A 24820-nucleotide genomic window follows, 5' to 3' on the forward strand; every position below is an offset into this window, starting at 1 on the left:
ACGTGGGTTTTATATCTTTATATCGGCATCAAAAAAGCTCTCTCCTGTGATCGGATCTCCGGCTATTCTTCTTATCATTGATAATTGTCCTACATGTGTCATTGCATCTGATAATGGTCCTTGCAGAAGCTTTTCGACTATTCTTTCACGGTCAGGTATTCCATTGGAAATGTATTTATTTAGCAATTCTATTTCCTTATAAAACTGTTCTACCTCTTCTTCCCAAGACTTTAGATTAACATCTAACTTAGTATCGCTATTAAAAACCGATTGAGCGCAGCGAAGAACATAAGAAATATGAGACAAGATCTCAAGAGGAGTTCTCACGCCACTTCCGACTTCAAAAGTTGGGTAATTTTCTTTCGCACTGGATATTGCTTTAGTACAGCGATATTTTATACCTGCAAGGAAATGTCTAAGGAAATACGAAGCATCCATGTGATCATCACCCTCAATTAGTTATTCTCCCAATCTTTGAAAACCTTACCCTTATGAAAATGCGCATAGATATTTACTGCCATTTTAATTCACTTTTATTATTTTCATTCCAAACTCCAAATCCTTCAGAATACTTTTTATCGAAAAACATGGGTAACCTTACTTTTAAACCATTTGCGAGAGAAAGTGACCCTAATTCATTCTTATCTACCCAAAAAAGACTGCCTTCTTCTGTTTTATCCTTTGATCTCTCTAATTGTGGAATCAACAATACTCTCACCATCTTCGATGTGTCCTCCTGGAAATGAGATTCCTTTCCAAGATTTGATTCTATCTTGAACTAAGACCTTGCCGCTTGTTTTATCATAAATCATACACATATTTGTCATTTCTACCTTTGGCAATTTTACCATCTCCTGGATTTCATTATATTTTCCTACCATCCTTTTATCTTTTTTAACTCTTGAATCTGAGCCAGATGGTGTCTATCATGCCACAAGAGTCTTTGAACCGCTGTCTCCAAACTCATTATTGCAAAAGTTACACTATTCATTGTGCGCTTAAAATCATTAGGAGTTAAACTTCGAAGTAATACTCGAAATCGGTGGTATATTGAATCGATTAAATTGATAGAAATGGCAATCGGCTCGCTGTAATCTATCAACTCAGCCCATTTATCTTGCGAGTATGATGGTATTTGAGGACATTCTTCCGTCAAAGTTCTTTTAAATCGAAAATACGCATTCATATCATTATCCGCTATATGGTGAACAATCCTGTCTTATTGTCCAGCCATTTGGTCGATATGGCGTATTTAATTGCTCATCAGTAAGATTAATTACGCTGCATCTTATTAAATCCGGTGTTTTTTCAATCTCTGATATCCAAGTTTTAATGTGTTCCATGTCAGGATTTTCGTACGCTGTAAATTGGCCAATTGGAAAACGATTAGTATTCAACATGCCACCCCCGTTATTTGATTCTATAATTTTGCGCGATGGATAGTCTTATCCTAATGATAAGATCTGCAAAGCTCTGTTGTATAATTTCGGTTGGATCTCTGGATATGTCAAATCCTTTGGCATCTCCTTCATAAAGGATACTTGGCCAATTTCACTTCCCGTTGGCAACTGTCCAATCTCTTTGACCTCTGAATAATAAAAACCCCCGTACGATTCTTCACCATTATCTTGTCTCACAGAATATGCGCATAAGGGGCGTAAACTAAATGAAATGGCTCCTGTTTCTTCATAAAGTTCGCGTCTTGCCGTTTCGTCAATAGCTTCATTTACTTCTCTTCTCCCTCCTGGAATTTCCCATGTTGTTCGTTCCTTGTGTTTCACATAGATCCACTGGTTATTGTATTTCGTTAGAATAACAGCAAATTTTAATCTACTATCATCAATGGATGTAAAATCATAAAAAGTCACATACATATGTGTTTCCAAATCGTCAACTCTCCAATTGATATACTGAGTATCATAATCCGGTTCCCCGTAAAGATTGAATTGTTCCTCAATGATTTTCAAGTCATTACACCCCCTTCTTTTTTGATTTATATTAAGCCTCTCGAATAGGCAGATCGCACACGGGATGCAAGGTATCTCCAAGCCACTTTTTTATCAAAGACTGAGGGATAATGCCCTAATTCTCAAATTCACTTCAATTAGATAAGATCATTAGGGTATTCCAGCTAACGTTCCAATGGAACTTCACGATAGAAAACTATCGAGATAATCTGTTTTTATTATTCCATAATATATCCTATCGTAGTATTCATTTTTTTCTTCAGAATAGAAGGAATTCCTTAAAGTCCCCTCATACATCATTAATGATTTCTGCAAAACTTTTCCTGAAGATACATTATTTCCTCCATGAAAAGCCTGCAACCTGTTTAATCCAGTATTTTCAAATGTAAATTTTATGACTGCATGTAAGGCTTCTGATGCATATCCTTTACCCTGATAAAATCTGCTAATGCAATATTCTATGTCAGCATAACGATTTTTTAGATCGATACTACAAAAAGCAATTTGTCCGATATTCTCATTATTTTCTTTCAAGACAATAGCCCATCTGTAAAATTCATTGCTTGAGTAAGATGAAATCTATCGTTCTAAAATCCCCTTTACTAAATCTATGCTTCCATACACTGGTTCACCATAATTTGATTGAACCTCCTTGTCGTTTATCCAGTTTTCGAACATATCTCCAGCATCTTCTACGACAAACTTCCTCAAAAGTAATCTTTCGGTTTCAATCGTTTGTGTTCCAGTATGAATCGTATGCATCCTACAGTACCTCACTAATTGGTTTTAATCTTTAATCCTCCCACTTAATTCAATATCTGTTTCTTCAATTCCTTTCTCTTCCTTTAATTCTTTCCATAGTAAAAGCCGCTAAATAGTGACTAACAAAGACACAACATCTTACTGAAAGATTCACCTTCGTTTCCTTCTATTTCATGAACCGGAAACAACCATCCGTAGACACTGGCGATTCATCCCGGTATGATGGAACAAATGTTCTTATTCGGGAGGAGGGATTGGTATGGAAAAGTCCGGTTCAAATTTCGTCCATCTGCGTGTCCATACAGAATACAGCCTGACGAAAGCGTTATGCCGGTTGGACGATCTTGCGGAATCGGCCAAGAAGTGGAATATGGAGGCACTTGCAATCACGGACAAGGGAACCTTAAATGGCTCTGTGCGATTTTATGAGCTTATGCGACGCCACGGGATTCATCCTGTGATCGGCTGCGAGATGACCGTAGGCGAGAGCGGAGAGTCTCTTCTTTTACTAGCTGCAACGAACCGGGGATACACGCAGATGATTGAACGATTGAATGACGGTTCTTTTCGTTCAGCCGTATCCCATGGCGATATTATTGCGCTAAGCGGCGGAAGAACAGGGACCATTCACCGTCTGGTTGCGTCCGGAAAAATAGCCGAAGCTGAAGAGCAAGCGCTGCACTATTTGCAGATATTCGGGAGAGATAACTTCTTTCTCGAGGTACAGAATCACGGGTTCCCGGATGATGAGGCTTGTATCGAGCGCACAGTACAGCTTTCACGCCGCACGGGAATTCCGCTAGTGGCGACTCACGATGTCCATTACCTTGATCCCGAGGATGCTTCGCTCCTTGAACTTCTGAAGCATGGTAAAACTGCTTACGACCCTGCCGTACTACCAGAATCAGGACCTTTCTACCTCCCTTCTCCGCTTGAAATGGAGACGAAATTCCGCCATCTTCCGGAAGCTTTGGCAAATACCGTTCGAATCGCCCGGCGGTGCCGGTTTCGGCCTGAACCTGGACAATACCGCCTTCCGAGCTTCTCTGGTTCTCACGAGGGGAGGAAAAGAGTCTGGCCGAAGCATCAGGGGCCGTTTGCTGAACCGGAATCGGCCGTTACCGGGACTGCGATTCTACCGCTAAGCCCTGACGATATGCTTCGCGGTCTATGCCGGGCAGGAGTGGAACAACGTTTCGGTTCAAGCTATTTCAAAGCACCGGAAAACCGGGAGGTCATTGAACGGCTTCACCGGGAGCTTAAGGTCATTACGAAACGCGGATTATCCGATTATTTTCTGATCGTGTCGGATATTGTACAGGCTGCGCGAACCCAGGGGATTCCCGTTGGACCAGGAAGAGGCTCCGCAGCCGGCAGTTTAGTGGCTTATTCGCTCGGCATTACGGAAGTCAATCCGCTTCTTCACGGGCTGTCGTTCGAACGCTTCCTGAGTCCCGACCGTCTCACATTGCCGGATATTGATCTGGATGTCTGCCAACGACGGCGGCAAGAAATTTTGCATTACATTAAGTCAAAGTATGGATCGGACCGGGTTGCCCGTGTTGGTGTTCTGAACACTTACGGAACGAGGGGCGCAGTCAGGAAAGCAGGCGCCCTGCTCGGTCTTCCGCAACAGCAAATCGAAGTTTTGGCCAAGCTGATGCCCGCTTTTTCCGGAAAAGGCGGACTTCGTCATTGCCTGGACACGCTTCCGGAACTGCAAAAGCTGCCGATCGACCAAGAGCCGTTCCGGTCACTGTTTCGACTGGCCGAACGGATCGAAGGGCTGCCCCATAATTACAGCGCTCATCCTTCGGGCATTTTAATTGGAGACGGGCAAATTTCCCGGACGATTCCTTTACTTTCAAGACCAAACGGAGAACCGATGACCCCCTTCACCAAGGAAGACATCGGAACGCTCGGCTTATTGAAAATCGACCTGCTGGGCCTGCGAAATCTGACGATCATTCACGATACGCTCGCCGCTATTCAGGAACGAACGGGCATCCGTCTGGAAGTTAGCTGTCTCCCCCTGAACGATCCCGATACCTTTCGAACGCTCGCAAACGGCGATACAATCGGATGCTTTCAACTAGAAAGCATGGGAATCCGCCAATTAATGCGCAGAATGCGGCCGCAAAGCATCGACGATTTGGCTGATCTGCTCGCATTGTACCGCCCCGGCGCCTGGAGTGAAGGCATTGTGGAAACGTATTTGCGAAGAAAACGCGGCGAGGAAACATTTAAAGTGATCCTCCCTGAAATGGAATCTATCCTGTCGCCAACCTGCGGCTTGATCCTGTATCAGGAGCAGGTCATGGCTATCGCGCACAGAGTAGCCGGTTTTTCCATGCGAGAATCGGATTTGCTAAGACGGGCTCTTTCTTCAAAATCGGCGCATGCGCTCGCAGACCAGCAGAAACGTTTTATCTGCGGAGCGGCGGCGCGAGGAATAACGGAACAAGAGGCTGTGGCCGTGTTCGATTTTTTGGCGCGGTTTGCAGGATACAGCTTCAACAAAGCCCACAGCGTCTCCTATGCTTATCTTTCTTACTGGACGGTCTATCTGAAAACGCATTATCCTAAAGAATACATGGCCTCCGTGCTGAGCGGTGAAGGTGGATACTACGACAAAAAGGTATATATCATGGAGCTTGGAAGATGGGGCATTCCGCTACTTGGCCCCGATATCAACCGCAGCCGGATCGGGTTTCAGGCGGAGAACGAAGGAATTCGCGCCGGCCTGGATGCGATACGCGGGTCCGGGCCAAAATCGGTGACTGCGCTGCTCCGCTCACGAGACCAAGATGGCGAATTCCGTTCTTTTGCCGAGTTGATCAAGCGTATGAGCCCATTCCAGATCAAGACGCCGGTATTTGAAGCCTGGATCGCCGCCGGAGCCTGCGACCTGCTGGGCGGGAGCAGACGCCAGATGCTCGCCGCCTTAAGCGATAGGTCAAACGGTGATTTCGACACCCCTCATTTTGCAGCCCCGCCCGATTTTACGGAGATTGAAAAAAGAAGAATGGAGAAAGAACGGCTCGGCTTTTCGCTGCAGTCTTCCCTATCCGCAAAATGGAGAGCTTTCGCCCGTCGTTTCAACGTTGTTCCGATCGAAGAAGCGTTGTCCCGATCCCGTGATCGTACCCGTGTTCGCATTTGCGGAACGATCATTCACAGCAGGCGGCAACCGGCAGCCGGCGGGAAATACGTGCTGGTACTCCTCGTCCTCGATCAATCCGGTATGCTTGAAACGATACTGTACCCGGAGATTTATGAATCTTTTTTATACGAATTGAATCCTCAGGGCATATTAATCGAAGGCATCATACGGACGAATGATATGAACACACATATGATTGCCGAGAAAATCAAAGCGTTTGGAGGATGACTATGCTTCTGATCGGAACGGCTGGATATAGCTATGAGGATTGGCGTGGAATTTTTTACCCGGAGAAATTGGACAAAAAAGAAATGCTGCCGTTTTACGCGCGCGAATTTTCGTTTACCGAGGTGAACTCGTCGTATTACGCTATGCCGAACCGTTATATGCTGTATCATATGCGGGAGAAAACGCCCGACAATTTTCAGTTCGTGATGAAAGCCTATCGTGGCATGACGCACAAACGGGAGGATAACGAACAACATTTTGTCGATTTCAAGGAAGCGCTTAAACCGTTAATTGAGGCGGGAAAACTCGGCTGTGTGCTCGCCCAGTTTCCAACAAGCTTTCGGAACCGGGATGAAAACCGCGATTATTTGAAGGAATTCAGGGAAATGATGGGGGACATTCCGGTAGTCGTGGAATTCCGTCACGAGGAGTGGATTGATGACCGGATTTTCGATCTGCTGGAGGAAGAACAGCTCGGTTATGTTTGCGTCGACGAACCGCAGTTCAAAACGCTCGTTCCTCCAGTGGTTCGGGCAACCGGCCGGATCGGTTACGTGCGGTTCCACGGGAGGAATTACAAAAAGTGGTGGCATCACAAAGAAACCTACGAACGTTACGACTATTTATATACCGACAACGAGCTGGAGCAGTGGGTTCCGAACATTCAAAAACTCGCGGACAAAACGGAAAAAACGTTCGTCAGCATGAACAACCACTACCGGGCGCAAGCCGTGATCAACGGACGGATGCTGCGGGAAATGCTGGAAAAGGCGGCTCTACCGCAATGAATCCACAATTGACATCACCAATGAGCAGCGAGACCGTCTCTACTCTCGATTTGCAGAAGATTGACAATTTGGAATCGTTGAACAATGTCTGCCTACGAACCTTTGAACCTGAACCGGGTGAGCAGCTTGTCTTCGGCGAAGGTCCCGAGCATGCCCGTCTGATGCTGATCGGGGAGGCGCCCGGGAAACAGGAAGCTGAAACAGGCCGGCCGTTTGTCGGCAATTCGGGCAGACTTTTGGACCGATATTTATCGAAGGTATCCATTGCTAGGGAAGAGGCCTATGTAACGAACGTGATCAAGGTGAGACCTTCCGGGAACCGGACGCCGCGCAGATCAGAAGTCAAAGAAGCGCTGCCCGTTCTGCTTCGGCAAATCGAAATCATTCGCCCGTCATTCATCGTATGCCTCGGAAGTATTGCCGTGCAAGCGGTAATCGACTGGAAAGCGAAAATTACGGAGATCCGCGGAAATTGGCAGGAGAAGGACGGAATTCGTATCATGCCGACCTACCACCCTTCCGCCGTCTTCCGAGACGAGAGCAAAAGGGATCTTTTGAAGCGGGATCTTGTTGCTGTCGGAGCGGCCCTGACAAGGAACTAAAGTAATTGTTTTAGACAGATGATCTTGTTTTTTACTCCAAAAAGTAGTAAATTCTATATAGCCGATAAATTAGGTCGGAATACTTATCACAAAGGTGGAGGAAAAAAACAATGGCCAAAATCGCAACAAATCTTACGCAACTGATTGGGAATACCCCTTTGCTGGAACTCATCAATTTCAACAAAGAGCAGAATGTCGGAGCAAAAATTATCGCCAAGCTTGAGTACTTCAATCCCGCCGGCAGTGTGAAAGACCGGATTGCTTACGCCTTGATCAAGGATGCTGAAGACAAGGGTTTAATCAATAAGGACTCCGTCATTATCGAGCCTACCAGCGGAAATACCGGCGTAGGCCTGGCATTCGCGGCCGCTGCCCTTGGATACAAGCTGATCATCACCCTCCCGGAAAGCTTCAGTATTGAAAGAAGAAAGCTGATGAAAGCTTTGGGCGCGGAGCTTGTGCTGACGCCGGCCGCAGACGGTATGCCCGGCGCGATCAAGAAGGCCGAGGAGATTGCGGCGAGCACGCCTAACTCCTACATTCCGCAGCAATTTAAGAACCCGGCCAACCCGGCAATCCACAAGACAACAACGGCCGAAGAAATTTGGCGGGATACGGACGGGGAAGTGGATATTTTTGTCGGCGGTGTAGGCACCGGCGGTACGATTTCCGGCGTTGGCGAAGTGTTGAAGCAGAAGAAGGAATCTGTGAAGATCATCGCCGTGGAGCCGTTTAGTTCCCCTGTCCTTTCCGGAGGCGCCAAAGGGACTCATAAAATCCAGGGCATTGGTCCCGGATTCGTTCCGGATAACTTCAACAGATCTGTAGTGGACGAAATTGTTACCGTCAAAAATGAGGATGCCTTTGAAACCGCACGCGCGCTGGCAAGAAGCGAAGGCCTGATTGTCGGCATTTCTTCCGGTGCGGCTGCGTTTGCGGCTCTCGAAATCGCCAAGAGACCTGAGAATGCGGGCAAAAACATCGTCGTCCTGCTCCCTGATACCGGCGAAAGATATCTGTCAACCGAATTGTTTGCAGCAGAATAAGCATTGGAACTTATAAGTTGAACGAATCCTTCCGCAGAAAAACCCCTTGGCACATTCGCTGCATGTCCAAGGGGTTTTCGTTTTTCGCCAAACGTTGGTGTATTCTCCAACCATCACCACCTTAAGGCACGTCAGTACTGGCCGCTCTGCGGTTTAGAAAGTGCCGTTGTCTGCTCTTCCTCGATTAGGCATACAAAATATCCAGTTCTTGAACAAAAACACCTGTCCCTGAAACATATACATTCATACTACTTTCGGTACGCCTCACACTTACAAACACTCTTCCATCTTTGTCAATTTCTTGTCCTTGTTCAACAACAAATTCTACCTGTGAAACATCATTGTTCAGATAAGTTAAATAATATGCGCCCATGGCTCCTGAGGCCGTTCCAGTCACTGCATCTTCAATCGTTCCTGAATATGGAGAAGAAAAATGTCTTGCATGCATCATTGAATACTTGTCAAAAGACTCCAGACTGAAAGGATGAATTGATGATCTCGAATTCTCTATTAAAATCTCGGGAAATATCTGATTATTGGGCTTCATCTTTGAGAAACTATTTAGATTTTTAATTGGTACTAATAGAGTCCATGCCCCTGTGCTACCATATACAATTGGCATAGAATCATCAATTTCTTCTTCGGATATCCCCATACTTTCTGCGAGCTTAGCAGTAGAACCATGAAACGGAATAAATTGGGGTTCATCTTGTTTCATTGTAACAAATAAATCACCATTTCTTGTTTCGAAACTGATCGGTAAAATACCAACATTCGTCTCTATGGTTATCTCATCTCTTAATTCTTCAATTATTCCCAATGTCTTTAAGCAATACATCGATCCCACAGTAGCATGACCACATAAATTTATTTCGTGACCAGGTGTAAAATACCTCAACCTCAAATCAGCCTTGTCTGATCTCGTAATAAATACGGTTTCGTTAAATCCCACAAACTTTGCAATTGATTGCATAGATTTCTCGTCTAAATCTTCTGAATTCAATACGATTCCAGCAGGATTACCCTTATTAGCCTTTGATGAAAAAGCATCATAATGTAAGACTTTTCTTCTTTTACGCATCTCTGATCCCTCTTTAAAAATAGTCTTGTGCCAATTTCCACTAACGTTTTGTGTTTACGAACGCTAAAGCCTAAAGTAAGCACATCGAACGGGGCTCCAGACTTAGGCTCCCAGCGGTTGTCCTACTGATTACTCTCCCCTGCCTATAAACTCTGTCGGACCGAGGGCGGATGCCAGCAGCATGAATGCGATGTTAGCTGAAGTTCCCCTCTTCGAATTTTCATCCAAACTTCTTGCTTATATCCGGATATGTTTTATTTTGATAATTAATCGAGCAATTTTCTTTTGTATTTCACTTTGATTATCGGGGAGCAATTTAATTGTTGCTTCTTGAGCAATCTGATCTACTACTTCTTCAATAGTTAAGTCATCTGTATTTATATGGAATTTGAACAAATCTTGCGTCAAACCCCTTATACATCTTTCTATTTGTTGTGCAGGCCATGAGTTGATTCCATCTCCTCTCCTTTTCAATCGTTTCAATAATGTTTCATGCGAAGCAAGCAATGTAAAGTGCTTGATTTCTATTTCATCGTCTCTTAATTTTTCAATGATTTCGTAAAAATATTGAGGATTTACTATAGTCATTGGTACTATGATTATTCCAGAAAAATCATTATGTATCGTTTTGAGCATTGAATAATTGAAAGTTCTCCAAATTTCATAATCTTGAAAATCATCCTTTACTATTTGTTTTGGAGAATTTCTTCTGATAAAGTAACCGATCTTCTCCGGATCATAAATAAACGAATTTGGTAATCTTCTATGCAACTCATAAGATATTGTCGTTTTTCCGGACCCGAACGCTCCATTAATCCAAAGGATCAAGTTTATCGCCTCTTCTTTATATTTTTCAATGATTTCTGCAAACGTTCTTGTATCACGAACCCCCACCACCTTAAAGGAAGCGAGGAAATTTAGATAGATCTTATCTTAGTCTCCCGGTTTCCTGGCCGCGAGGCGGTAAGGTGATCCGGGTATTTCTTCGGGTAGCCGTGATGAGCAAGGCCTGTTATCAACATGGCTGGCTTTCCTCCGATTCTAATTGAATGCGATACTCAACCAGTATAACATGAAAACCCTTACCCATAACCTGGGTAAAGGCTTACGGATGGAATTATTTGCAATCGAGCAAATATAAATGATCAAGCGGATACGCCCCATTGGAGCGATAGGATGCCGCACCCGACTCGAACAGGACATACAGTCCTCCCTCCGTCTGGACGATCCCTTCGGTCATCGGAGGAGCGGCGGCATTATGCATCAATGAGCGCCGAATCATCCGGTCGCCACTTCGCGAAGAAGGGCGCGAAGCCTTCCTGGATAATCGGTGATGATAGCATCTGCGCCATAGGAAATGGCAAGTCGCATTTTGTCCGCGTCATTGACCGTCCAAGGGTATACAGCGTAGCCATGCTGCCTGGCGGCTTCTGCGTCCTCCTTGTCAAGCCGTTTCATACTCATATGCAGGGAATATACCTCTATCCCAGCTGCAGCTGGCAGCTTCCAATGGTGCGCGAGTCTGTTGTTGTACAGAAGCCCGATTTTCACGGACGGTTCAAGCTCCTTAAGAATTGCCAAACTCTTAAAATCGAAGGATGATACGACAACAGTATCCAATCGGTTCTTCCGGCGAAGCAGCCGGGCCAGCGTCTCTTCCACACCCTTGCCGATGCCACCCTTAATTTCTACGTTGATCAGCAGTTCGGGCGGCGCGAGGTCGATCACCTCTTCCAGCGTCGGAATCCGCTCTCCTGCGAACGATTCATGAAACCAGCCGCCTGCATCGTATTGACGAATCTCAGCCAGACTCTGCTCGGCCACCGCGCCTATACCGTTCGTTGTTCGATTCAGCGTAGGGTCATGAATAACGACGAGCTCGCCGTCCTTTGTCAGGTGAATGTCGAGCTCGATGCCATCGCAGCCTTGCTCCATGCCAAGCCGGAAGGCTGCAAGCGTATTTTCCGGCGCTTCCCCGGCCGCTCCACGATGGGCTATAACGAGTGGTATTGAATGCTGCGTCATAGAAGAATGCCTCCTTACTTGAATGTCGAATTCGCCATTGCGGCGACGATATACTTCTGTGTAAAAACGAATATGATCACGATCGGGCTAATAATCATAACACTGGCCGCCATCAAATAAGCAGCATAACGAGGAACCCGCCGCGTGATTGCTCCATTCCCTTTCGAGCCCGATCAGTCCGCCGCAGACTGCTGCGAGCAGCAGCCTGAGCGTGAGATCCCAATCCGATATTTGCCATATGCTGCTCAAATCGGTTCACCTCCTCTCCTCATGTAATAGACTGTGCCGCTGAGAGCCGCCCGGTTCGGCCGGTGATCTCTCGGATTATCGAGACACCGGTATTTTATCTTCACCGATTACACGCATTCCCACAGCCTTATCGTTGGCGGGCAGCTCTCGGATCGAACGGAACAGCCGCTCCAGCTCTTGCCCTTGCCTTTCCTGCTCAACCGCGTCCCAACCGAGCAGCTCTTCCATAAACTTCAGAACTTGGCTCGCGTTGTCCTCCGCCTTGCTGAGCTGGAAGTAGGACCAGCCCGTACGCAGCCGGACAAAATCGACGGCCGTCACCGTCATTTCATTCTCGACCGCGTAGCTTACGAGCGCAAACAGCTCCCGTTGACCTTGCGGCAGCCCGCTTAAGCCTCTTGCTGCAAAACGCTCCGCAATGGCCAAAGCGCCAGTGCCGTAAATATCGATCCACTCCTGCATGGCCGCATCGCTTACTCCAAGCCGGACGCCACTTTGCAACATCTCGTTCTTCCAAACCGCATATGTGCCTTTCCCCATATTTTCGCCGCCGCTGATCGTAATCTTATCAGTTGTGCAGCCCGGGAACATGCGGCCCTCCGCAGCGTGGATTCGCTGAGCGACCAGATCAACGACCTTCTCCGCCATTTTACGAAAGCCTGTCAGCTTGCCCCCCGCAATCGTGATGAGGCCGGTCGATGAATGGAATATTTCGTCCTTCCGCGAAAGCTCGGAGGGCCCTCTCCCCTCCTCATAAATGAGCGGCCGCAGGCCGGCCCAATGAGAGCGGACATCACCTGGAGTCAGCTGCAATGAGGGGAACATACTGTTAACGGCCCTTAGCAAATAATCGCGATCCTCCAAGGTCGTGCGTGGCGAATCGATCAATTGGTCGTAGGCCGTATCGGTCGTTCCGACATACGTGACCGAACTCCGCGGAATAACAAACACCATCCGCCCGTCGGGCGTATCGAAGTAAGCGGACTGCTTCACCGGCAGCTTCGCGGAGTCGAAGACGAGATGGACTCCCTTGGTCAAGAACAAACGCTTGCCCTGCATCGAGCCATCCAACTTGCGTACGTCGTCCACCCATGGACCTGTGGCGTTGACAATGTGCTTCGCATGCAGCTTATAGGTACAGCCCCCTATCCGGTCACGAACCTCCACGCCGACGGCTTTCCCGTCCCGATACAGGAAACGGACCGCCTCGGCATAATTGACGGCTTGGGCTCCGCGCATCGAAGCGGTTTTCATAATATCGAGAGTTAGCCGCGCATCGTCGGTGCGATATTCGAAATAAAGGCCGGCTCCCTTCAGTCCTTCCGTCTTCAGCAGAGGCTCCAGCTCCATCGTCTTTTTTCTGCCAAGCATCTTGCGGCGTTCCTTCCACGCTACACCGGCCAGCCAATCGTAGACATACAAGCCAATGGAGGACATCAGGTAACCGTAGGTACCGCCCTTATAAATCGGTAGCAACATCGGCGCAGGGATGACAAGGTGGGGAGCATTTTTGTATAAAATCGTACGTTCGCGACCTACCTCCTGCACCAGCTTGACGTCCCCTTGCTTCAAGTAGCGAAGCCCTCCGTGAATGAGCTTTGTCGATCGGCTGCTCGTGCCCGAGCCGAAATCATTCTTTTCGATCAGACCGACGCTCATCCCCCGCTCAGCAGCATCGAGCGCAATACCTGCCCCGGTAATGCCGCCGCCGATAATGAGAACGTCCATCACTTGCTCCTGCATACCTTGAAGCAGGTTTTGCCGGTTTCTTGCCGAAAAATTCATTCCAAATCCCCCTTCTCCTTCTGAATGAGAACACTTCTAACAAATCCTTCGAGGATGGGCGACCGGGGTTAAATGCTTACCTTTTTAATAAAAGAGCCCACCTTGAAACAGACACCATCCCCTTCAGGAACAAGTTAATCTGCTCCAAAGTGGGCTCTCCTCGTCTCCGCCCGCTTTGAATATTGTTTATAGGTTTGCTTTCGTTACCAGAGCTCGGACGAACCGACCGATACCGCAAGTGCGCCCGCTTCCAACGCTTCGTCGATTTCCTTCTGTGTCCCGACTAGCCCGCCAGCGATAATCGGCAACGGGGTTAAATTCGTCATCTCGCGAATAATCCGCGGCATAATGCCGGGCATTACTTCAATCGCGTCCGGCAAGCTTTGCTCGACCGCTTTGATTCCTTTAACCACCGCGTTGCGATCAATTAGAAACATGCGCTGAATCGCCATCAGATTCATATCCTTGGCAAATCGGATCAAGTTGCTTCGCGTCGAAATGATACCTGTCGGCCGTACATGCTCCACCACATAGGAAAGGCCGGTTCGGTCCGCCGCAATGCCTTCTAAGAACTCCATATGAAGAAAGACCTGTTTGCCGGAATTTCTTACCCGTTCGACCAAGTCCTTCACATTGAAGATGGTACCTGTCAACAAAAAGATGATATTCGCCTGCGACTCCAGCGCCAGATCCAGAAGTTCCGTTTTTTGCACGGCGGCGATCGTCTGATGATCGACTAAATCTACAATCGGATACATGGCTATCCCTCCAAGCTTTGGTAAGTCGATTATATCACGCGATGCTTAGAGATAAATGATGTCTTTGATGCTTGACAGAATATGATCGGGCGGATACGGACTGGCCACCGCCGCTTCCCTTGTTCCTACTCCGGTCAGAACAAGCACAGACTGCATGCCGGTATTGTAGGCCATCTTAATATCCGTATCGAGTCGATCCCCGACCATGACGCAGTCTCGGCAATCCAGCCCGATTTGCTCTACGGCTGCCATGGCCGAGATTGGTGACGGCTTGCCGATCACGATATCGATCGGCTTCCCTGTCGCCGACTCCAGAGCAGCGATGAACGTGCCCGTATCCGGCAGTTGGCCATCCTCAAGCGGGCATGTGCAGTCGGGGTTAGACGCGATAATAAAGGCTCCGCGTACGGCCGCTTGATATAAGCGGTTTAATTTATCGTAATTGAACTCCCTGTCCCAGGACAGCACGACGTAATCTGGAATTGATGTGTCATAGGCGTCAAGAGGGGTAATTCCATGCTCCCGGAGTTCCTCTTTAATGGGCTCCTCGCCGATCACGTACACCTTTTCCCCCGTCTTCAACCGTTTTTGCAAATAACGGGCTACGATGAGCGAAGAGTTCAGAATCTCTCTTAAATCGGTCGGAATCCCCATTTTGGTCAATTTTTGAACATAGGATTGTCTGGTCGCAATGGGCTTGTTGGATAAAAAAACAACCTTATCCCCCCTCTCCTTCAGCGTTTGAATCGCTTCGGCCGCTCCTTCGATCAACCGATCACCCAAATATACGGTACCATCCAAATCAAAAATATAGCCTCTCATGCTGCCCTCCCTCCAAGTCTAAGCTTGACCGGCCGCGGATAAACAAAAAACCCTTAGCCGCTATATGCGCACTCTCCCTGGGGAGAAGATGCGAATACGGGTAAGGGTTGATCTCTTAGTCTCCGCCTAACCGACTCGTTCGTTATGAATGAAGTATATCGAGGAGCAAGGTCGATTGTAAATTCTTTTATAAAAAGAGAACTTATTCCAGAAGCAATGCTATTTTGTCCGCCAGACGCTGCTTGGCCTCCGGCGTCACATGTGGCTCCATGGCCGGGTTATTCAGGTGCGCCAGAAAATCTTCCATATGCTTCGCCGCCTGTGCAATGGCGCCATTGGCGGCATGATGTTCGGCCTGCTCGAGCCGGTTCGTCAGCTGCACAGCCAACGGACCTGCAAGCTCCCCGGAAGCGATGAACTGTTCGAGAAGCGCCCGGACGACAGCCAGGTTTACCTCCGTCCGAACCGCGATTTCGGCGCTAGGCTCCGAAGCGGCCCCCCTCTCGTCCTTGGCGACGATATGAAACCGGTATTCGGTATCCGGCTTGAGCCCTTCCACTGTGTAGTAGAATTGCGAATCAGATGCATAAACCGAGTCCGTCACCGTTGCATGCCATTGCCCGTCCTTGTAGACATCGTACTGGATGCGCACGCCGTCTTCCGCCGGGGCTTTGCTCCAAGCGAGATCGATGGACGTATCCGTCACGCCTGCCGCCCGCACATTCGCGGGCGGGGATAGGACGGCTCCTGTCGTAAAGCTCCAGACGTCCGACAAGACGTGGCCGCCGTACGGATCTCTGACCTCCGCGTACCAGGAATAACGCTGCCGGCCTTCGAGTCCGCTCCAGGCCACCTCCGCCGTCCCGCCGCTCTCGACATTCCGGGCCGAGCCGATCTCCGTCCCGGTATACAATCTCGCTTCCATATAATCAGTGGCGACCCGCTTCAGCCGCGGCGTGAGCTCCATCGCGAGCGTCAGCTCGTCTTTGTCCGGGTATTCTGCCGGGTCGTAATAATTGTAATCATCCTTGTACGGCGAATACGTATTGACGTAGATCGCTCCGCTGTCCGAATCGATATGCAGCAGCTTCATATAACCCATGCCGCCCTCTTCGAAGTCCTGGTAATCGTTCAGCATCTGGTAAACTTTCCGGTCGGGAGCTCCGTCGCCGTCATCGTCCACTTCATCGGTCAGCAGCGCGCTTCCCGTGTAATGACCGCTCAATACAGCCAGCACGTTTGGATTCTTGAGCACGACCTCCCGGTACACTTCGTTGCCGATACCCGACCTGACGCCGCTTGGCAGCAAGTAATCATGCAGGGCGATGATGGCGATCCGGTCCGGGTGCTTCGCCAGCGCTTCGTTCATCCAGGCCATGTCGTCAGCGTCGACGCCCCATCCCATATACAAGAAGATAAAATCATTGCCGTTCGCCGATATCAAGTCGTAATGGCCGCGGTTGTCCTTATACGATTCCGCATAATGCGGCTCGCCGATAAAGCGAGGCTCGCCGAAATATTTCGAATAAGTCGTATAGTCGCTGTCCGTCGTTCCGACGTCGTGGTTGCCCGCGAGCACGCCATACGGTATGCCTGCATCCTCCAGCACTTTCATGTACCGGTCCCCAGCTTCCCACTGATAGATCGCCGTCGGCTCATTCACAATGTCGCCGGTATGGATCACATAGCGGATGTTCATCTCCTCCGCCCGTTCCTTGATCCAATTCACCTGCGATTCGTAAATATGCGGATACAGCTCGGAATAAAATTGCGTATCCGACATCCAAACGAGCGTGTAATCGTAATCGCCGCGCGCAGGAATCTGATCCTGGACGATGACGTTCACCTTGCGGTCGCGCACATAATCCGCCGCGTTCACATGACCCCTCAGCACGAAATCTTCTTCGGACGACGGCACAAAATCGTCGATAGCGGTCCAGCGCTCCGTGCGATGATTCCACGCGTACAGTGTTACTTTCCTGCCGGCCAGCGACTTGCCCTCCCAACGCAACTGGACGGTATCGCTTTCGCGGATGTCGCGGTCGAACACGACCTCCATCCGCACATAAGGGAAGCTTGTCGTCGAATCGACCGTGACATAGTTGTCGTCCGAAGCCGACAACCGATCGAGCTCCTCGCCGCCGACGGTCGTCTCGCCGCCCGGAACGCTCACCGGCGGCGGCTCCCATGCCGCAGCGTTCGTGTAGAAGCTTACCCGCTCCCGATCAGTCGCGTCGTATTTGTCTCCCTCATAGAAGGTTACGTCGAGCGAGTCGCCCATCGGATCGCTGACACGAACCTGCAGCTTCGCGTTAGCGGAAACGTTGTCCATGCCATCCGGCGGGGAAACGACTTCCGGAGCGTCCGGCGTCTCCTCAGGGATCCGGAACGTGACGGTTCGCTCACTCCGATTGCCGGCGCGATCCGTTGCTTCTAGCGTCAGCACATGTTCGCCCGCGCTCAGTTCCGTCGAAGAGATGCGGTACGGCAGCTCGATGTCCTTGCCATCCAGGCGGGCGCGCATGCCGGCGACTCCCGACACGGTATCCGAAGCCGATGCATCGATAACGAACGCGCCTCGGTATAACTTGCCCTCCTCCACTTCCGTCTGCAGAACAGGACCCGTATTGTCCACCAGAATCCGGGCTTTCGCTTCGGAACCGTCCGGAGCCAGCACCCCGATCATATGTTCTCCGTCCGCAGCGTCGGCCGTATCCCAGCGGTAGACGAGCGACCGCAGCTTACTCTGCGGAATGTCGAACGTGAAGTAGACCACGGGAAGGAAACGTCCATTGTCTCCCACATCGATCAATTGTTCGGGATCCGCATATTCCGCCGGCCTGATGACCGTCCCGTCCGACAGGATGAGACGCACGTCGCGAACGTCGTAATCGTCCAGGTTCGTCTCCGGGTCGTCTTCGAAATACGGCCTTTCGCTCGACCCCGCGCGCAGCGCAATGACATTCTCTCCTTCCCGCAGTTTGGCCGCGTCGATAGGTGCAATCACCGAGTCGAAATTGTTGACGGCCTGGTCGGCCATATACAGAATTTCTTTATCGGTGGTGATGGCATTTTTGGCATTCATGCCCTGGGCCTCGAAGACGAAATACGCCGAAGATTCAAGACCCCGATACGTATCTGTCACTTTGTCGCCGTCGATGAGCAGCCGAAGTTCGTCCGCATCATGGCGGTCGGAAGACGCTTGGATTGTCGTCTCGCCGCGGACCGTTCCGCCGTCTAGCACATTGAGGCGGGGGTCGCTCGAATCGGACGCGAGCTGCAGGGCGAACCGTTCGCTCGTCGTCGTATGGATCCCGTCCGTCGCGACGAAATAGTAATCAAGCCGGCTTTGACCGAGCAGTTCCAGAAACCCGACATGATATCGGTATTTGAAATCGGTCTTGTCAAACGTCAGGTTGGCCGTTTGGTATTCGGTGCCATCTTCGGTTTTGTAAAAGAACGTCACCGTCTTCACCAGGCTGTCATCCCGCACCTCCGCGACCAGGTCGACGCCTTGCGCCGGATCGACTTCCGCATTCGTCAGATTGACAATGACCGGTGCCGAACCGTCTTCGATATGGATCGGCTGCTCTGGAACTTGCCCGGCTTCCACCACTCCCGGGGTGGCGGGGTCCGTTCCTCCGCCGATCAGCGCCATCCGGTAGCTGCCATCCTCGGGGTACCGATAGAAAATGCCTTTGTCCGGTTCGGTGATTTCCGTCCCTTCATTGTAAAAAGCCGAAACCAGCTCATGCCCGGCGTTCGTCTGGAACACGACTTCCCGCATCCGGGTGTTGGCCATGCCCCCGGAATGAATCCGCACGAGGTCGCGGCCTTCGACCAGTTCGGTTCCGTAATGCGCGTTAAAATCGGCTGCCGTCTTCTCCGTATTGTACGCATTGATGATCCACATGACGAGCGTGCCAGACGGCGGAACGACGACATCTTCCGGTGCGAAGGACCAGATCGTGGCGCTTTCCAGATACCGGTACAATATTTTATAGTCCTTAACGTTAACTGCCCGATCCGTATTGTTATACACTTCGATAAATTCGTACCCGTCCGCATCATTCACATTGGTCGTGTCCGGTACGAGCTCCGTGATCAGAAACGGGGGAATTGCCGCCCCACCGCTCTCCGCATGCGCCATCCCGCCTCCTCCCGGCGGCACTCCCAAAGATGCGAACAGGCAAACGATCAATATAATCGCCAGGCTTTTCAACCGTTTATCGATATCCATGATAACCTCCTTTTTGTGAATGGCAACAACAAGGTGGTATTGTATAATAATAGGGGAGCATAGCCGAATCAGCTGGCGTTATAACGGTCGAACGCCGCTTGATAGATCTCCAGGTATTGATCCATTCCCATGTCTTTAACCGTCTCGACATACTTATCCCACTCGGAGAACGGCGTCGAACCGTTGATGAACTTGGCTTCCATTTCCGTAATATAGGTTTCGATGTCAGAGCCGGTCGTGCTCATAAACTCCGTTTCCTCTTGGGTGTAGTTAAAGTTGTACCAGAGCTCCTTCAACTGGTGCTGTTTTGCCTTCTCGCCGGCCTCAACGGCTTCCGGCAGTGATTCGGAGCCTTTGAACCATTTGATGTTCACGTAGCCCGGATAACTGCCCCCCATATAGCTGACGTATTTGGTCAGCGCCTGATCCATTGTAAGACCGTCCGGATTATTTTTGATGTGGTCCATAAACTCCAGCGTGCCGTCCGATTTGACCGTATAGGATTCTCCTTCCTTGCCCATAAAGAAGAGCGTTGCGCCCTCCTCGCCGAAGAAGTAGTCCATCCAGCGGACGCTCGCTGCCGGATTCGGATTTTTATCCGTAATCACAAAAGCCCCCGGCCAAACCATCGGCACTTTGAAATGCGTGTACAGTTGATCGCCGTGCGTCCCCTTCAATGCGCCCAATCCAATGTAGTTTTCGCCGTCAAACTGCGTGACCGGGCTCGGATTGATCGTCGAGGCGAGCTGCATATTCGCCCCTTTGGCGTACAACATTTTGCTGTCCTGCGTGAAGATATCAGGATCGATCAAGCCCTCGCTGTATAGCTTGTGAACAAATTCCAGCACTTCTTTGAAGTTCTGGCTGGTGCGGAAGAAACGCAGTTCGTTCGTTGCCGGATCTACGTCCACATACTTATGGCCGAGCCCGCGAGTTCCAACACCCCATGCGCCTTTAATCTGGTCAATTAACGAGCCGATGCTCGTTCCGCTGTACGGGATCTCATCGGCTTTTCCGTTCCCGTTCAAATCGGTTTTCTTGACCGCCGTCAGAAAGTTGTAATATTCCTCGATGGTTTGCGGTTCCTTCATGCCCAACTGATCCAGCCAGTCTTTCTTGATCCACAGCGGCGCGCCGATCAGCATCGACAGGAATTCCGGATCGTAAAATGACGGCATGGAATAGATGTGGCCGTCGGGCATCGTCAACGCCTTGCGAAGCGCCGGATATTTCTCCATTAATGCCGTCAGATTCGGCGCATATTGTTCGAGCAGCTCATCCAGCCGGACGAATATGCCTTCCGCTCCGTACCGCATCAGATCGCTCGCGGGCACCCGGGCGGTAAAGAACGCATCCGGATAATCGCCGTTGGCGAGCGCCAGATTTCGCTTCTCCGTTAGAGCGTCGAACGGCACAAATTGAAAATTGATTTTCATGTTCGACATCTTTTCCATTTCCTGATAGACGAGCCGCTCTTCGAACGGAGTATTGCCATTTGTCGCCGAAAGCCCCGTAAAAAAAGTCAGCTCAAGCGGTTCCTTCATAATCGGCATTCCCGTCGGATTCAAGTTTTCGCTTGCCTCTGCCTCTTTTTTCTGCGAGCTTCCCTGCTCTTTTCCATCCCCTTGCGTGCATCCTGTGATCAAGCTTGCCGCAATGAAGAGCGAGAGCACACCCCTCGCCCATTTTCTGTGGAACTTCTTCATTGAATCCCCTCCTTAACACGTTCTAAATTGCTTAAAGAGGCGATTACCCCTTTATAGCTCCTATCATGACGCCTTTTACAAAATATTTTTGCAATAACGGGTACAGAAGGAGAATAGGTAAATTGGCCACGACAATGATTGCATACTTGACGGCTTCCTCGTTGAGAAGTGTCTGGTTATGCGAGCTATCGGCGGCATTAACCATCTCTTCCATCTGCCCTTGAATCAAAATCTCCCGCATAAACAGCTGCAGCGGATACAGTTCCCGATCGGTCAAATAAATAAGGGCGCTGAAGTAAGCGTTCCAATGTCCTACGGCATAGAACAACACCATGACCGCCAAAATCGGTCCGGACAACGGCAGAACGATTTTTGTAAGCGTTCGGAAATCCGAACTGCCGTCAATGGCGGCAGCCTCCAATATTTCTCCGGGTATGCTCGATTGATAATAGGTGCGCATCACGAGAATGTTGTAGACGGACACCGCATTCGGCAGGATGAGCGCCCACATCGTATTGGTCAGCCCGAGGTCGCGAACAACCATATAAGTGGGGATCAGTCCTCCGCTGAAGAACATGGTAAAGACAATCGCGGCCATGATCACGTTGCGTCCTTTAAAGCTCGGCAAGGACAACGGATACGCAGCCATCACCGTCATGACAACGTTGACGGCCGTACCGACGGTTGTGTAAATCATCGTGTTGGTATATCCCGTGAGGATGTCCGAATTGCTAAACACTCTTTCATACCCGTAGAAGGTGATGTCCACTGGCCACAGCCACATATTCCCGGAAAGCACGGCCGAAGGATTGCTGATCGAGGCGCTTAACACAAAGATCAGTGGGTACACCACGACCGCACAGACAAGAACCAAGATCACGCCGTTGACGACATCGAATAAACTGACATTGCGAATTCTCATCCCTCTCGCCTCCCTACCACAAGCTTGCCTGGTTCAACTTGCGGACGATCCGGTTGACCGTTAGCAGCAAGATAAAGTTTACAATGGAATTAAACAGTCCTACAGCTGCGGAAAAACTATACTGCGAACCGAGAATCCCGCTTCGGTATACATAGGTTGAGAACACATCCGACACTTCACGATTCAACGAATTTTGCAAGAGATACACTTTTTCGAACCCGACGCTCATGAGCGATCCGATATTCAGAATGAGCAAAATCATGATCGTCGGACGGATACCGGGCAGATTAATATGCCAAATCCGCCGCAGGCGGGAAGCGCCGTCCACGCGAGCCGCCTCGTGCAAATGCGGATCGATGCCCGTCAATGCCGCGAGGTAAATGATGGAGCTCCAGCCCATCTGCTGCCAAACGCCAGAGAAAATATAGATGGACTTGAACCACCCCGGCTCGGTCATGAAATAAATTGGTTCCCCGCCAAAAAGCGTAATGAATTTGTTCACAAACCCTGTTGCTGGTGACAGGAAAATAATGATCATACCGACGAGAACGACGGTGGAAAGAAAATGAGGCGCGTATGTTACCGTTTGCACAAATCTCTTAAAACGATTGCTTCGCACCTCATTCACCAGCAATGCCAGCAAAATCGGGATCGGAAACCCGACCGCCAGTTCATAGAAACTGATGCTAATCGTATTCCACAGCAATCTTTCGAAAAAGAAACTTTCAAAGAATCGTTCGAAATGTTTCCAATCGACCCAGGGACTGCCCCAAATGCCCCGCGAGCCGATAAAATCTTTAAAAGCAATCTGCACTCCGTACATGGGTAAATATTGGAAAACAATGAAATAAACCAGAACCGGAGCAATTAATAGATACAGTTGCCAGTGGCTTTTAACCGCCTTAAGAAAACCGCCAAAAACGAGCGATCCTCTCGGTAACCCTCTTCTCCTCAAAGGCAAATTTGTCTGTTCCATTCTGTTCCCCCTTTAACTTTCCGCTATTTATCAGCGGTTTGTTAACGCCGATTCGGCGTAATATGACGGCCCTACGAATCTCTTGGGAACAAAAAAAGATGAGAACCGAGTCAATACTGCACACTCCAAGGTCTCACCTTGTGTGCAGGCACGCCATTGATTCGGACTTCTCATCTTCTCCAGTCCATTAGATATTCGATTGCTTGTTAAATAAATTAAATCATGAAAGCGCTTAAATGTCAATATATAGATAATGTCACTTTGGTACAGGAAGCAATGACATTGAGCACACAAAGGTACTGGTCGTAGAAAAAATTATGGATGGGTATAAAGCAAAAGGAGCACAGGGACTTGCTCATCCAAATCAAGGAAGAAAACTGGCCCATGCATGAAGCGAAGAGATCGAGAACCGGGCAGCAGCTCTTAACACTGTCAAGCCCATTTTCCATTTAGGTAAGGCAATGGCGGATCTGAATATGGAACATATTAAAGCCATTCCCCCTCAAACTAAGGGCCCGTATGGATCGCCTTTGGAAAACGTTCCAGGACCGTCTAGTCATCGAGCTTCGTCTGCTCGGCATGACAACGAAAAAAGCAGCCAACGAAGCGCTGCCTAAGTTGATCCAAATACATGGAAGTTTCCCCACCGATAATTGGAAAAGAGAACATATAGAATGCCTATGTTGTTGTCCACTGTTGGAGGACACAACCAAGCGAAGGTGCGGGAGATATCCCCATGGGATCAACATCATGCTGTGAAAACAGAAGCCGGCGTTTGGAGGACATTCGCATGGATGCCATGTTCGGATGACAGCTGCGAAATCGACTTATCCTCCTTCAGAATTCCCAGTACGATTAGTGCTTTTTGTTCGAATGTAAACTTCCGTCTCATCGTTGCCATACAACTAAGAAACTCCTTTTTTGCTGTCTAAATTTCTTAGACCAGCATAGCAGGTTAGTCCACCTAATTCGCTACCTCGAGATGCCTCGGGCAGATCGAGGGGGCGAAATGCCGACCCGATGCGTGAATACGGTGTTCTGTATAGTTGATGTCCTCATCGAATAAACGTTCAGATATCTATTGCCATTACTTTAGATTTAATATTTCACCATCAGGTTCAAATAAATTGATCTCTTCGTTTAAGGTCTTCTTCATCTTTATTCCGCACTTATCGCTACAGAGTACAAATATTCCATCTTGCCCTTGTTTCTTTGCTTCAGAATCTTCCGCGACCACAATCATTGGTACACTTGTATTTCTGGTAGTTAAAAAAATGGATTTGATTGTGCATCTTTTGAACTTTTGCTTTTATTATTTCCATTACATCAATTTCAAATAACGTTCTTGTATTCACGAACTCTCTCCACCTTAAGGGACGCCAGTCCCGGCCGCGATGCGGTTAGGTGGTGCAGGGTTGTCTGCTGAACTTACTTCTATCCCTATTGCATCTGCTGACCAAGGAGCGTCAGCTCCGCAGCGGAATACGGTGTTAGCGGGGTGTGTCAATAATTTTGTGTAAACTCATTTATAGAGACTCCCCCATGGGGGAGATTGCCCTTACGGCAGATGTTGGCCGATGCGTTCGGGGAAGAAGACCGAGAACTGCAACAGCATTTGGCCCCAGTTCTGGACACGGCCTGTCCATTTGCGGGTGACATCCATGGTGACCAGATACAGCATCTTTAGCAGCGCCTCGTCC

At 49.2% G+C, this 24820-nt stretch carries 24 protein-coding genes and 2 pseudogenes; 5 read left to right on the forward strand and 21 right to left on the reverse strand.

The annotated features are described in order from the left end of the window. Positions 1–9: 9 nt before the first annotated feature. From K7397_RS12840 to K7397_RS12860, 7 genes are all read right to left on the reverse strand, one after another. Positions 10–438 carry a hypothetical protein gene (locus tag K7397_RS12840; RefSeq protein ID WP_223068352.1) on the reverse strand — a complete coding sequence of 143 codons (429 nt, stop codon included), beginning with the start codon at positions 436–438 and terminating at the stop codon, positions 10–12. A 73-nt stretch (positions 439–511) separates the two neighbouring features. Beyond that, the gene (locus K7397_RS21540; protein WP_237690891.1) at positions 512–721 is read right to left on the reverse strand and encodes an NUDIX hydrolase; all 210 of its coding nucleotides are present in this window, start codon (positions 719–721) and stop codon (positions 512–514) included. After that, positions 675–881, reverse strand: a complete 207-nt coding sequence (locus K7397_RS21545; RefSeq protein WP_337926721.1) for an NUDIX domain-containing protein — start codon at positions 879–881, stop codon at positions 675–677. Before K7397_RS21545 ends, K7397_RS21540 begins: the two co-directional genes overlap by 47 nt. Beyond that, positions 875–1186, reverse strand: a complete 312-nt coding sequence (locus tag K7397_RS22210) for a DinB family protein (protein ID WP_420488782.1) — start codon at positions 1184–1186, stop codon at positions 875–877. The genes K7397_RS21545 and K7397_RS22210 overlap by 7 nt, the downstream gene beginning before the upstream one ends. Before the next feature lie 259 nt (positions 1187–1445). Continuing rightward, complete coding sequence (locus K7397_RS12850) at positions 1446–1967, reverse strand: NUDIX hydrolase (protein WP_223068353.1); 522 nt, start codon at positions 1965–1967, stop codon at positions 1446–1448. Between the two features lie 183 nt (positions 1968–2150). After that, positions 2151–2546, reverse strand: a complete 396-nt coding sequence (locus K7397_RS12855) for a GNAT family N-acetyltransferase (RefSeq protein ID WP_337926725.1) — start codon at positions 2544–2546, stop codon at positions 2151–2153. Then, positions 2547–2729 carry a GNAT family N-acetyltransferase gene (locus K7397_RS12860; protein ID WP_223068355.1) on the reverse strand — a complete coding sequence of 61 codons (183 nt, stop codon included), beginning with the start codon at positions 2727–2729 and terminating at the stop codon, positions 2547–2549. Positions 2730–2988: 259 nt separating this feature from the next. On the opposite strand from K7397_RS12860, the gene K7397_RS12865 reads away from it, so the two are divergent. The 4 genes from K7397_RS12865 to cysK all read left to right on the forward strand — a co-directional run bounded on the left by K7397_RS12865 (position 2989) and on the right by cysK (position 8556). Further along, entirely contained in the window at positions 2989–6120 is a 3132-nt protein-coding gene (locus tag K7397_RS12865) for a DNA polymerase III subunit alpha (protein ID WP_223068356.1), read from the forward strand. 2 nt (positions 6121–6122) lie between these two features. Next, positions 6123–6908, forward strand: coding sequence for a DUF72 domain-containing protein (locus tag K7397_RS12870; RefSeq protein WP_223068357.1), 786 nt, complete (start codon positions 6123–6125; stop codon positions 6906–6908). Next, positions 6905–7510 carry a uracil-DNA glycosylase gene (locus tag K7397_RS12875; protein ID WP_237690892.1) on the forward strand — a complete coding sequence of 202 codons (606 nt, stop codon included), beginning with the start codon at positions 6905–6907 and terminating at the stop codon, positions 7508–7510. The genes K7397_RS12870 and K7397_RS12875 overlap by 4 nt, the downstream gene beginning before the upstream one ends. A 110-nt stretch (positions 7511–7620) precedes the next feature. Continuing rightward, the gene (cysK, locus tag K7397_RS12880) at positions 7621–8556 is read left to right on the forward strand and encodes a cysteine synthase A (protein ID WP_223068358.1); all 936 of its coding nucleotides are present in this window, start codon (positions 7621–7623) and stop codon (positions 8554–8556) included. A gap of 184 nt (positions 8557–8740) precedes the next feature. Here cysK and K7397_RS12885 read toward each other — a convergent pair whose 3' ends face one another. From K7397_RS12885 to K7397_RS12940, 12 genes are all read right to left on the reverse strand, one after another. Then, the gene (locus K7397_RS12885) at positions 8741–9637 is read right to left on the reverse strand and encodes a PhzF family phenazine biosynthesis isomerase (RefSeq protein WP_223068359.1); all 897 of its coding nucleotides are present in this window, start codon (positions 9635–9637) and stop codon (positions 8741–8743) included. Positions 9638–9874: 237 nt separating this feature from the next. Further along, on the reverse strand, positions 9875–10465 hold the full coding sequence (locus K7397_RS12890; RefSeq protein ID WP_223068360.1) for an AAA family ATPase: 591 nt from the start codon (positions 10463–10465) through the stop codon (positions 9875–9877). Between the two features lie 289 nt (positions 10466–10754). Continuing rightward, positions 10755–10919, reverse strand: a complete 165-nt coding sequence (locus tag K7397_RS12895; protein WP_223068361.1) for a hypothetical protein — start codon at positions 10917–10919, stop codon at positions 10755–10757. Further along, a complete protein-coding gene (locus K7397_RS12900; RefSeq protein ID WP_223068362.1) occupies positions 10916–11662 on the reverse strand; it encodes a glycerophosphodiester phosphodiesterase in 747 nt (248 codons plus the stop codon). The genes K7397_RS12895 and K7397_RS12900 overlap by 4 nt, the downstream gene beginning before the upstream one ends. An 87-nt stretch (positions 11663–11749) precedes the next feature. Further along, positions 11750–11911: a hypothetical protein gene (locus K7397_RS12905; RefSeq protein ID WP_337926722.1), complete on the reverse strand. Its 162-nt coding sequence runs from the start codon at positions 11909–11911 to the stop codon at positions 11750–11752. Positions 11912–11986: 75 nt separating this feature from the next. After that, positions 11987–13696: a glycerol-3-phosphate dehydrogenase/oxidase gene (locus K7397_RS12910; protein WP_223068363.1), complete on the reverse strand. Its 1710-nt coding sequence runs from the start codon at positions 13694–13696 to the stop codon at positions 11987–11989. A gap of 203 nt (positions 13697–13899) precedes the next feature. Beyond that, the gene (locus K7397_RS12915) at positions 13900–14454 is read right to left on the reverse strand and encodes a glycerol-3-phosphate responsive antiterminator (protein WP_223068364.1); all 555 of its coding nucleotides are present in this window, start codon (positions 14452–14454) and stop codon (positions 13900–13902) included. 45 nt (positions 14455–14499) lie between these two features. Next, entirely contained in the window at positions 14500–15276 is a 777-nt protein-coding gene (locus tag K7397_RS12920; protein WP_223068365.1) for an HAD-IIA family hydrolase, read from the reverse strand. Positions 15277–15478: 202 nt separating this feature from the next. After that, on the reverse strand, positions 15479–19516 hold the full coding sequence (locus K7397_RS12925) for an FIMAH domain-containing protein (RefSeq protein ID WP_223068366.1): 4038 nt from the start codon (positions 19514–19516) through the stop codon (positions 15479–15481). Between the two features lie 68 nt (positions 19517–19584). Continuing rightward, positions 19585–21222, reverse strand: a complete 1638-nt coding sequence (locus K7397_RS12930; RefSeq protein ID WP_223068367.1) for an extracellular solute-binding protein — start codon at positions 21220–21222, stop codon at positions 19585–19587. Positions 21223–21265: 43 nt separating this feature from the next. Beyond that, positions 21266–22144, reverse strand: coding sequence for a carbohydrate ABC transporter permease (locus tag K7397_RS12935; protein WP_223068368.1), 879 nt, complete (start codon positions 22142–22144; stop codon positions 21266–21268). 13 nt (positions 22145–22157) lie between these two features. Further along, on the reverse strand, positions 22158–23120 hold the full coding sequence (locus tag K7397_RS12940; protein WP_223068369.1) for an ABC transporter permease: 963 nt from the start codon (positions 23118–23120) through the stop codon (positions 22158–22160). Positions 23121–23554: 434 nt separating this feature from the next. On the opposite strand from K7397_RS12940, the pseudogene K7397_RS22295 reads away from it, so the two are divergent. Beyond that, positions 23555–23753 (forward strand): annotated as a pseudogene (locus K7397_RS22295) (ISNCY family transposase); the annotation flags it as partial. Between the two features lie 115 nt (positions 23754–23868). Here the strand turns inward: K7397_RS22295 and K7397_RS12945 are convergent. Together K7397_RS12945 and K7397_RS21555 are read right to left on the reverse strand one after the other, a co-directional pair. Beyond that, positions 23869–24021 carry a transposase gene (locus tag K7397_RS12945; protein ID WP_223068370.1) on the reverse strand — a complete coding sequence of 51 codons (153 nt, stop codon included), beginning with the start codon at positions 24019–24021 and terminating at the stop codon, positions 23869–23871. 657 nt (positions 24022–24678) lie between these two features. Continuing rightward, positions 24679–24820, reverse strand: a pseudogene (locus K7397_RS21555) (IS256 family transposase); the annotation flags it as partial.

The sequence above is a fragment of the Paenibacillus caui genome (assembly GCF_019904135.1).
In the GTDB taxonomy this organism is placed as follows: domain Bacteria; phylum Bacillota; class Bacilli; order Paenibacillales; family Paenibacillaceae; genus Fontibacillus; species Fontibacillus caui.

Excerpts from the sequence above, each read along its gene's own strand:
- K7397_RS12840 (WP_223068352.1), bottom strand. The coding sequence starts at position 438 with ATGGATGCTTCGTATTTCCTTAGACATTTCCTTGCAGGTATAAAATAT.
- K7397_RS21540 (WP_237690891.1), bottom strand. The coding sequence starts at position 721 with ATGGTGAGAGTATTGTTGATTCCACAATTAGAGAGATCAAAGGATAAA.
- K7397_RS21545 (WP_337926721.1), bottom strand. The coding sequence starts at position 881 with ATGGTAGGAAAATATAATGAAATCCAGGAGATGGTAAAATTGCCAAAG.
- K7397_RS22210 (WP_420488782.1), bottom strand. The coding sequence starts at position 1,186 with ATGAATGCGTATTTTCGATTTAAAAGAACTTTGACGGAAGAATGTCCT.
- K7397_RS12860 (WP_223068355.1), bottom strand. The coding sequence starts at position 2,729 with ATGCATACGATTCATACTGGAACACAAACGATTGAAACCGAAAGATTA.
- K7397_RS12865 (WP_223068356.1), top strand. The coding sequence starts at position 2,989 with ATGGAAAAGTCCGGTTCAAATTTCGTCCATCTGCGTGTCCATACAGAA.
- K7397_RS12870 (WP_223068357.1), top strand. The coding sequence starts at position 6,123 with ATGCTTCTGATCGGAACGGCTGGATATAGCTATGAGGATTGGCGTGGA.
- K7397_RS12875 (WP_237690892.1), top strand. The coding sequence starts at position 6,905 with ATGAATCCACAATTGACATCACCAATGAGCAGCGAGACCGTCTCTACT.
- cysK (WP_223068358.1), top strand. The coding sequence starts at position 7,621 with ATGGCCAAAATCGCAACAAATCTTACGCAACTGATTGGGAATACCCCT.
- K7397_RS12885 (WP_223068359.1), bottom strand. The coding sequence starts at position 9,637 with ATGCGTAAAAGAAGAAAAGTCTTACATTATGATGCTTTTTCATCAAAG.
- K7397_RS12895 (WP_223068361.1), bottom strand. The coding sequence starts at position 10,919 with ATGATTCGGCGCTCATTGATGCATAATGCCGCCGCTCCTCCGATGACC.
- K7397_RS12900 (WP_223068362.1), bottom strand. The coding sequence starts at position 11,662 with ATGACGCAGCATTCAATACCACTCGTTATAGCCCATCGTGGAGCGGCC.
- K7397_RS12910 (WP_223068363.1), bottom strand. The coding sequence starts at position 13,696 with ATGAATTTTTCGGCAAGAAACCGGCAAAACCTGCTTCAAGGTATGCAG.
- K7397_RS12915 (WP_223068364.1), bottom strand. The coding sequence starts at position 14,454 with ATGTATCCGATTGTAGATTTAGTCGATCATCAGACGATCGCCGCCGTG.
- K7397_RS12920 (WP_223068365.1), bottom strand. The coding sequence starts at position 15,276 with ATGAGAGGCTATATTTTTGATTTGGATGGTACCGTATATTTGGGTGAT.
- K7397_RS12925 (WP_223068366.1), bottom strand. The coding sequence starts at position 19,516 with ATGGATATCGATAAACGGTTGAAAAGCCTGGCGATTATATTGATCGTT.
- K7397_RS12930 (WP_223068367.1), bottom strand. The coding sequence starts at position 21,222 with ATGAAGAAGTTCCACAGAAAATGGGCGAGGGGTGTGCTCTCGCTCTTC.
- K7397_RS12935 (WP_223068368.1), bottom strand. The coding sequence starts at position 22,144 with ATGAGAATTCGCAATGTCAGTTTATTCGATGTCGTCAACGGCGTGATC.
- K7397_RS12940 (WP_223068369.1), bottom strand. The coding sequence starts at position 23,120 with ATGGAACAGACAAATTTGCCTTTGAGGAGAAGAGGGTTACCGAGAGGA.
- K7397_RS12945 (WP_223068370.1), bottom strand. The coding sequence starts at position 24,021 with ATGGCAACGATGAGACGGAAGTTTACATTCGAACAAAAAGCACTAATC.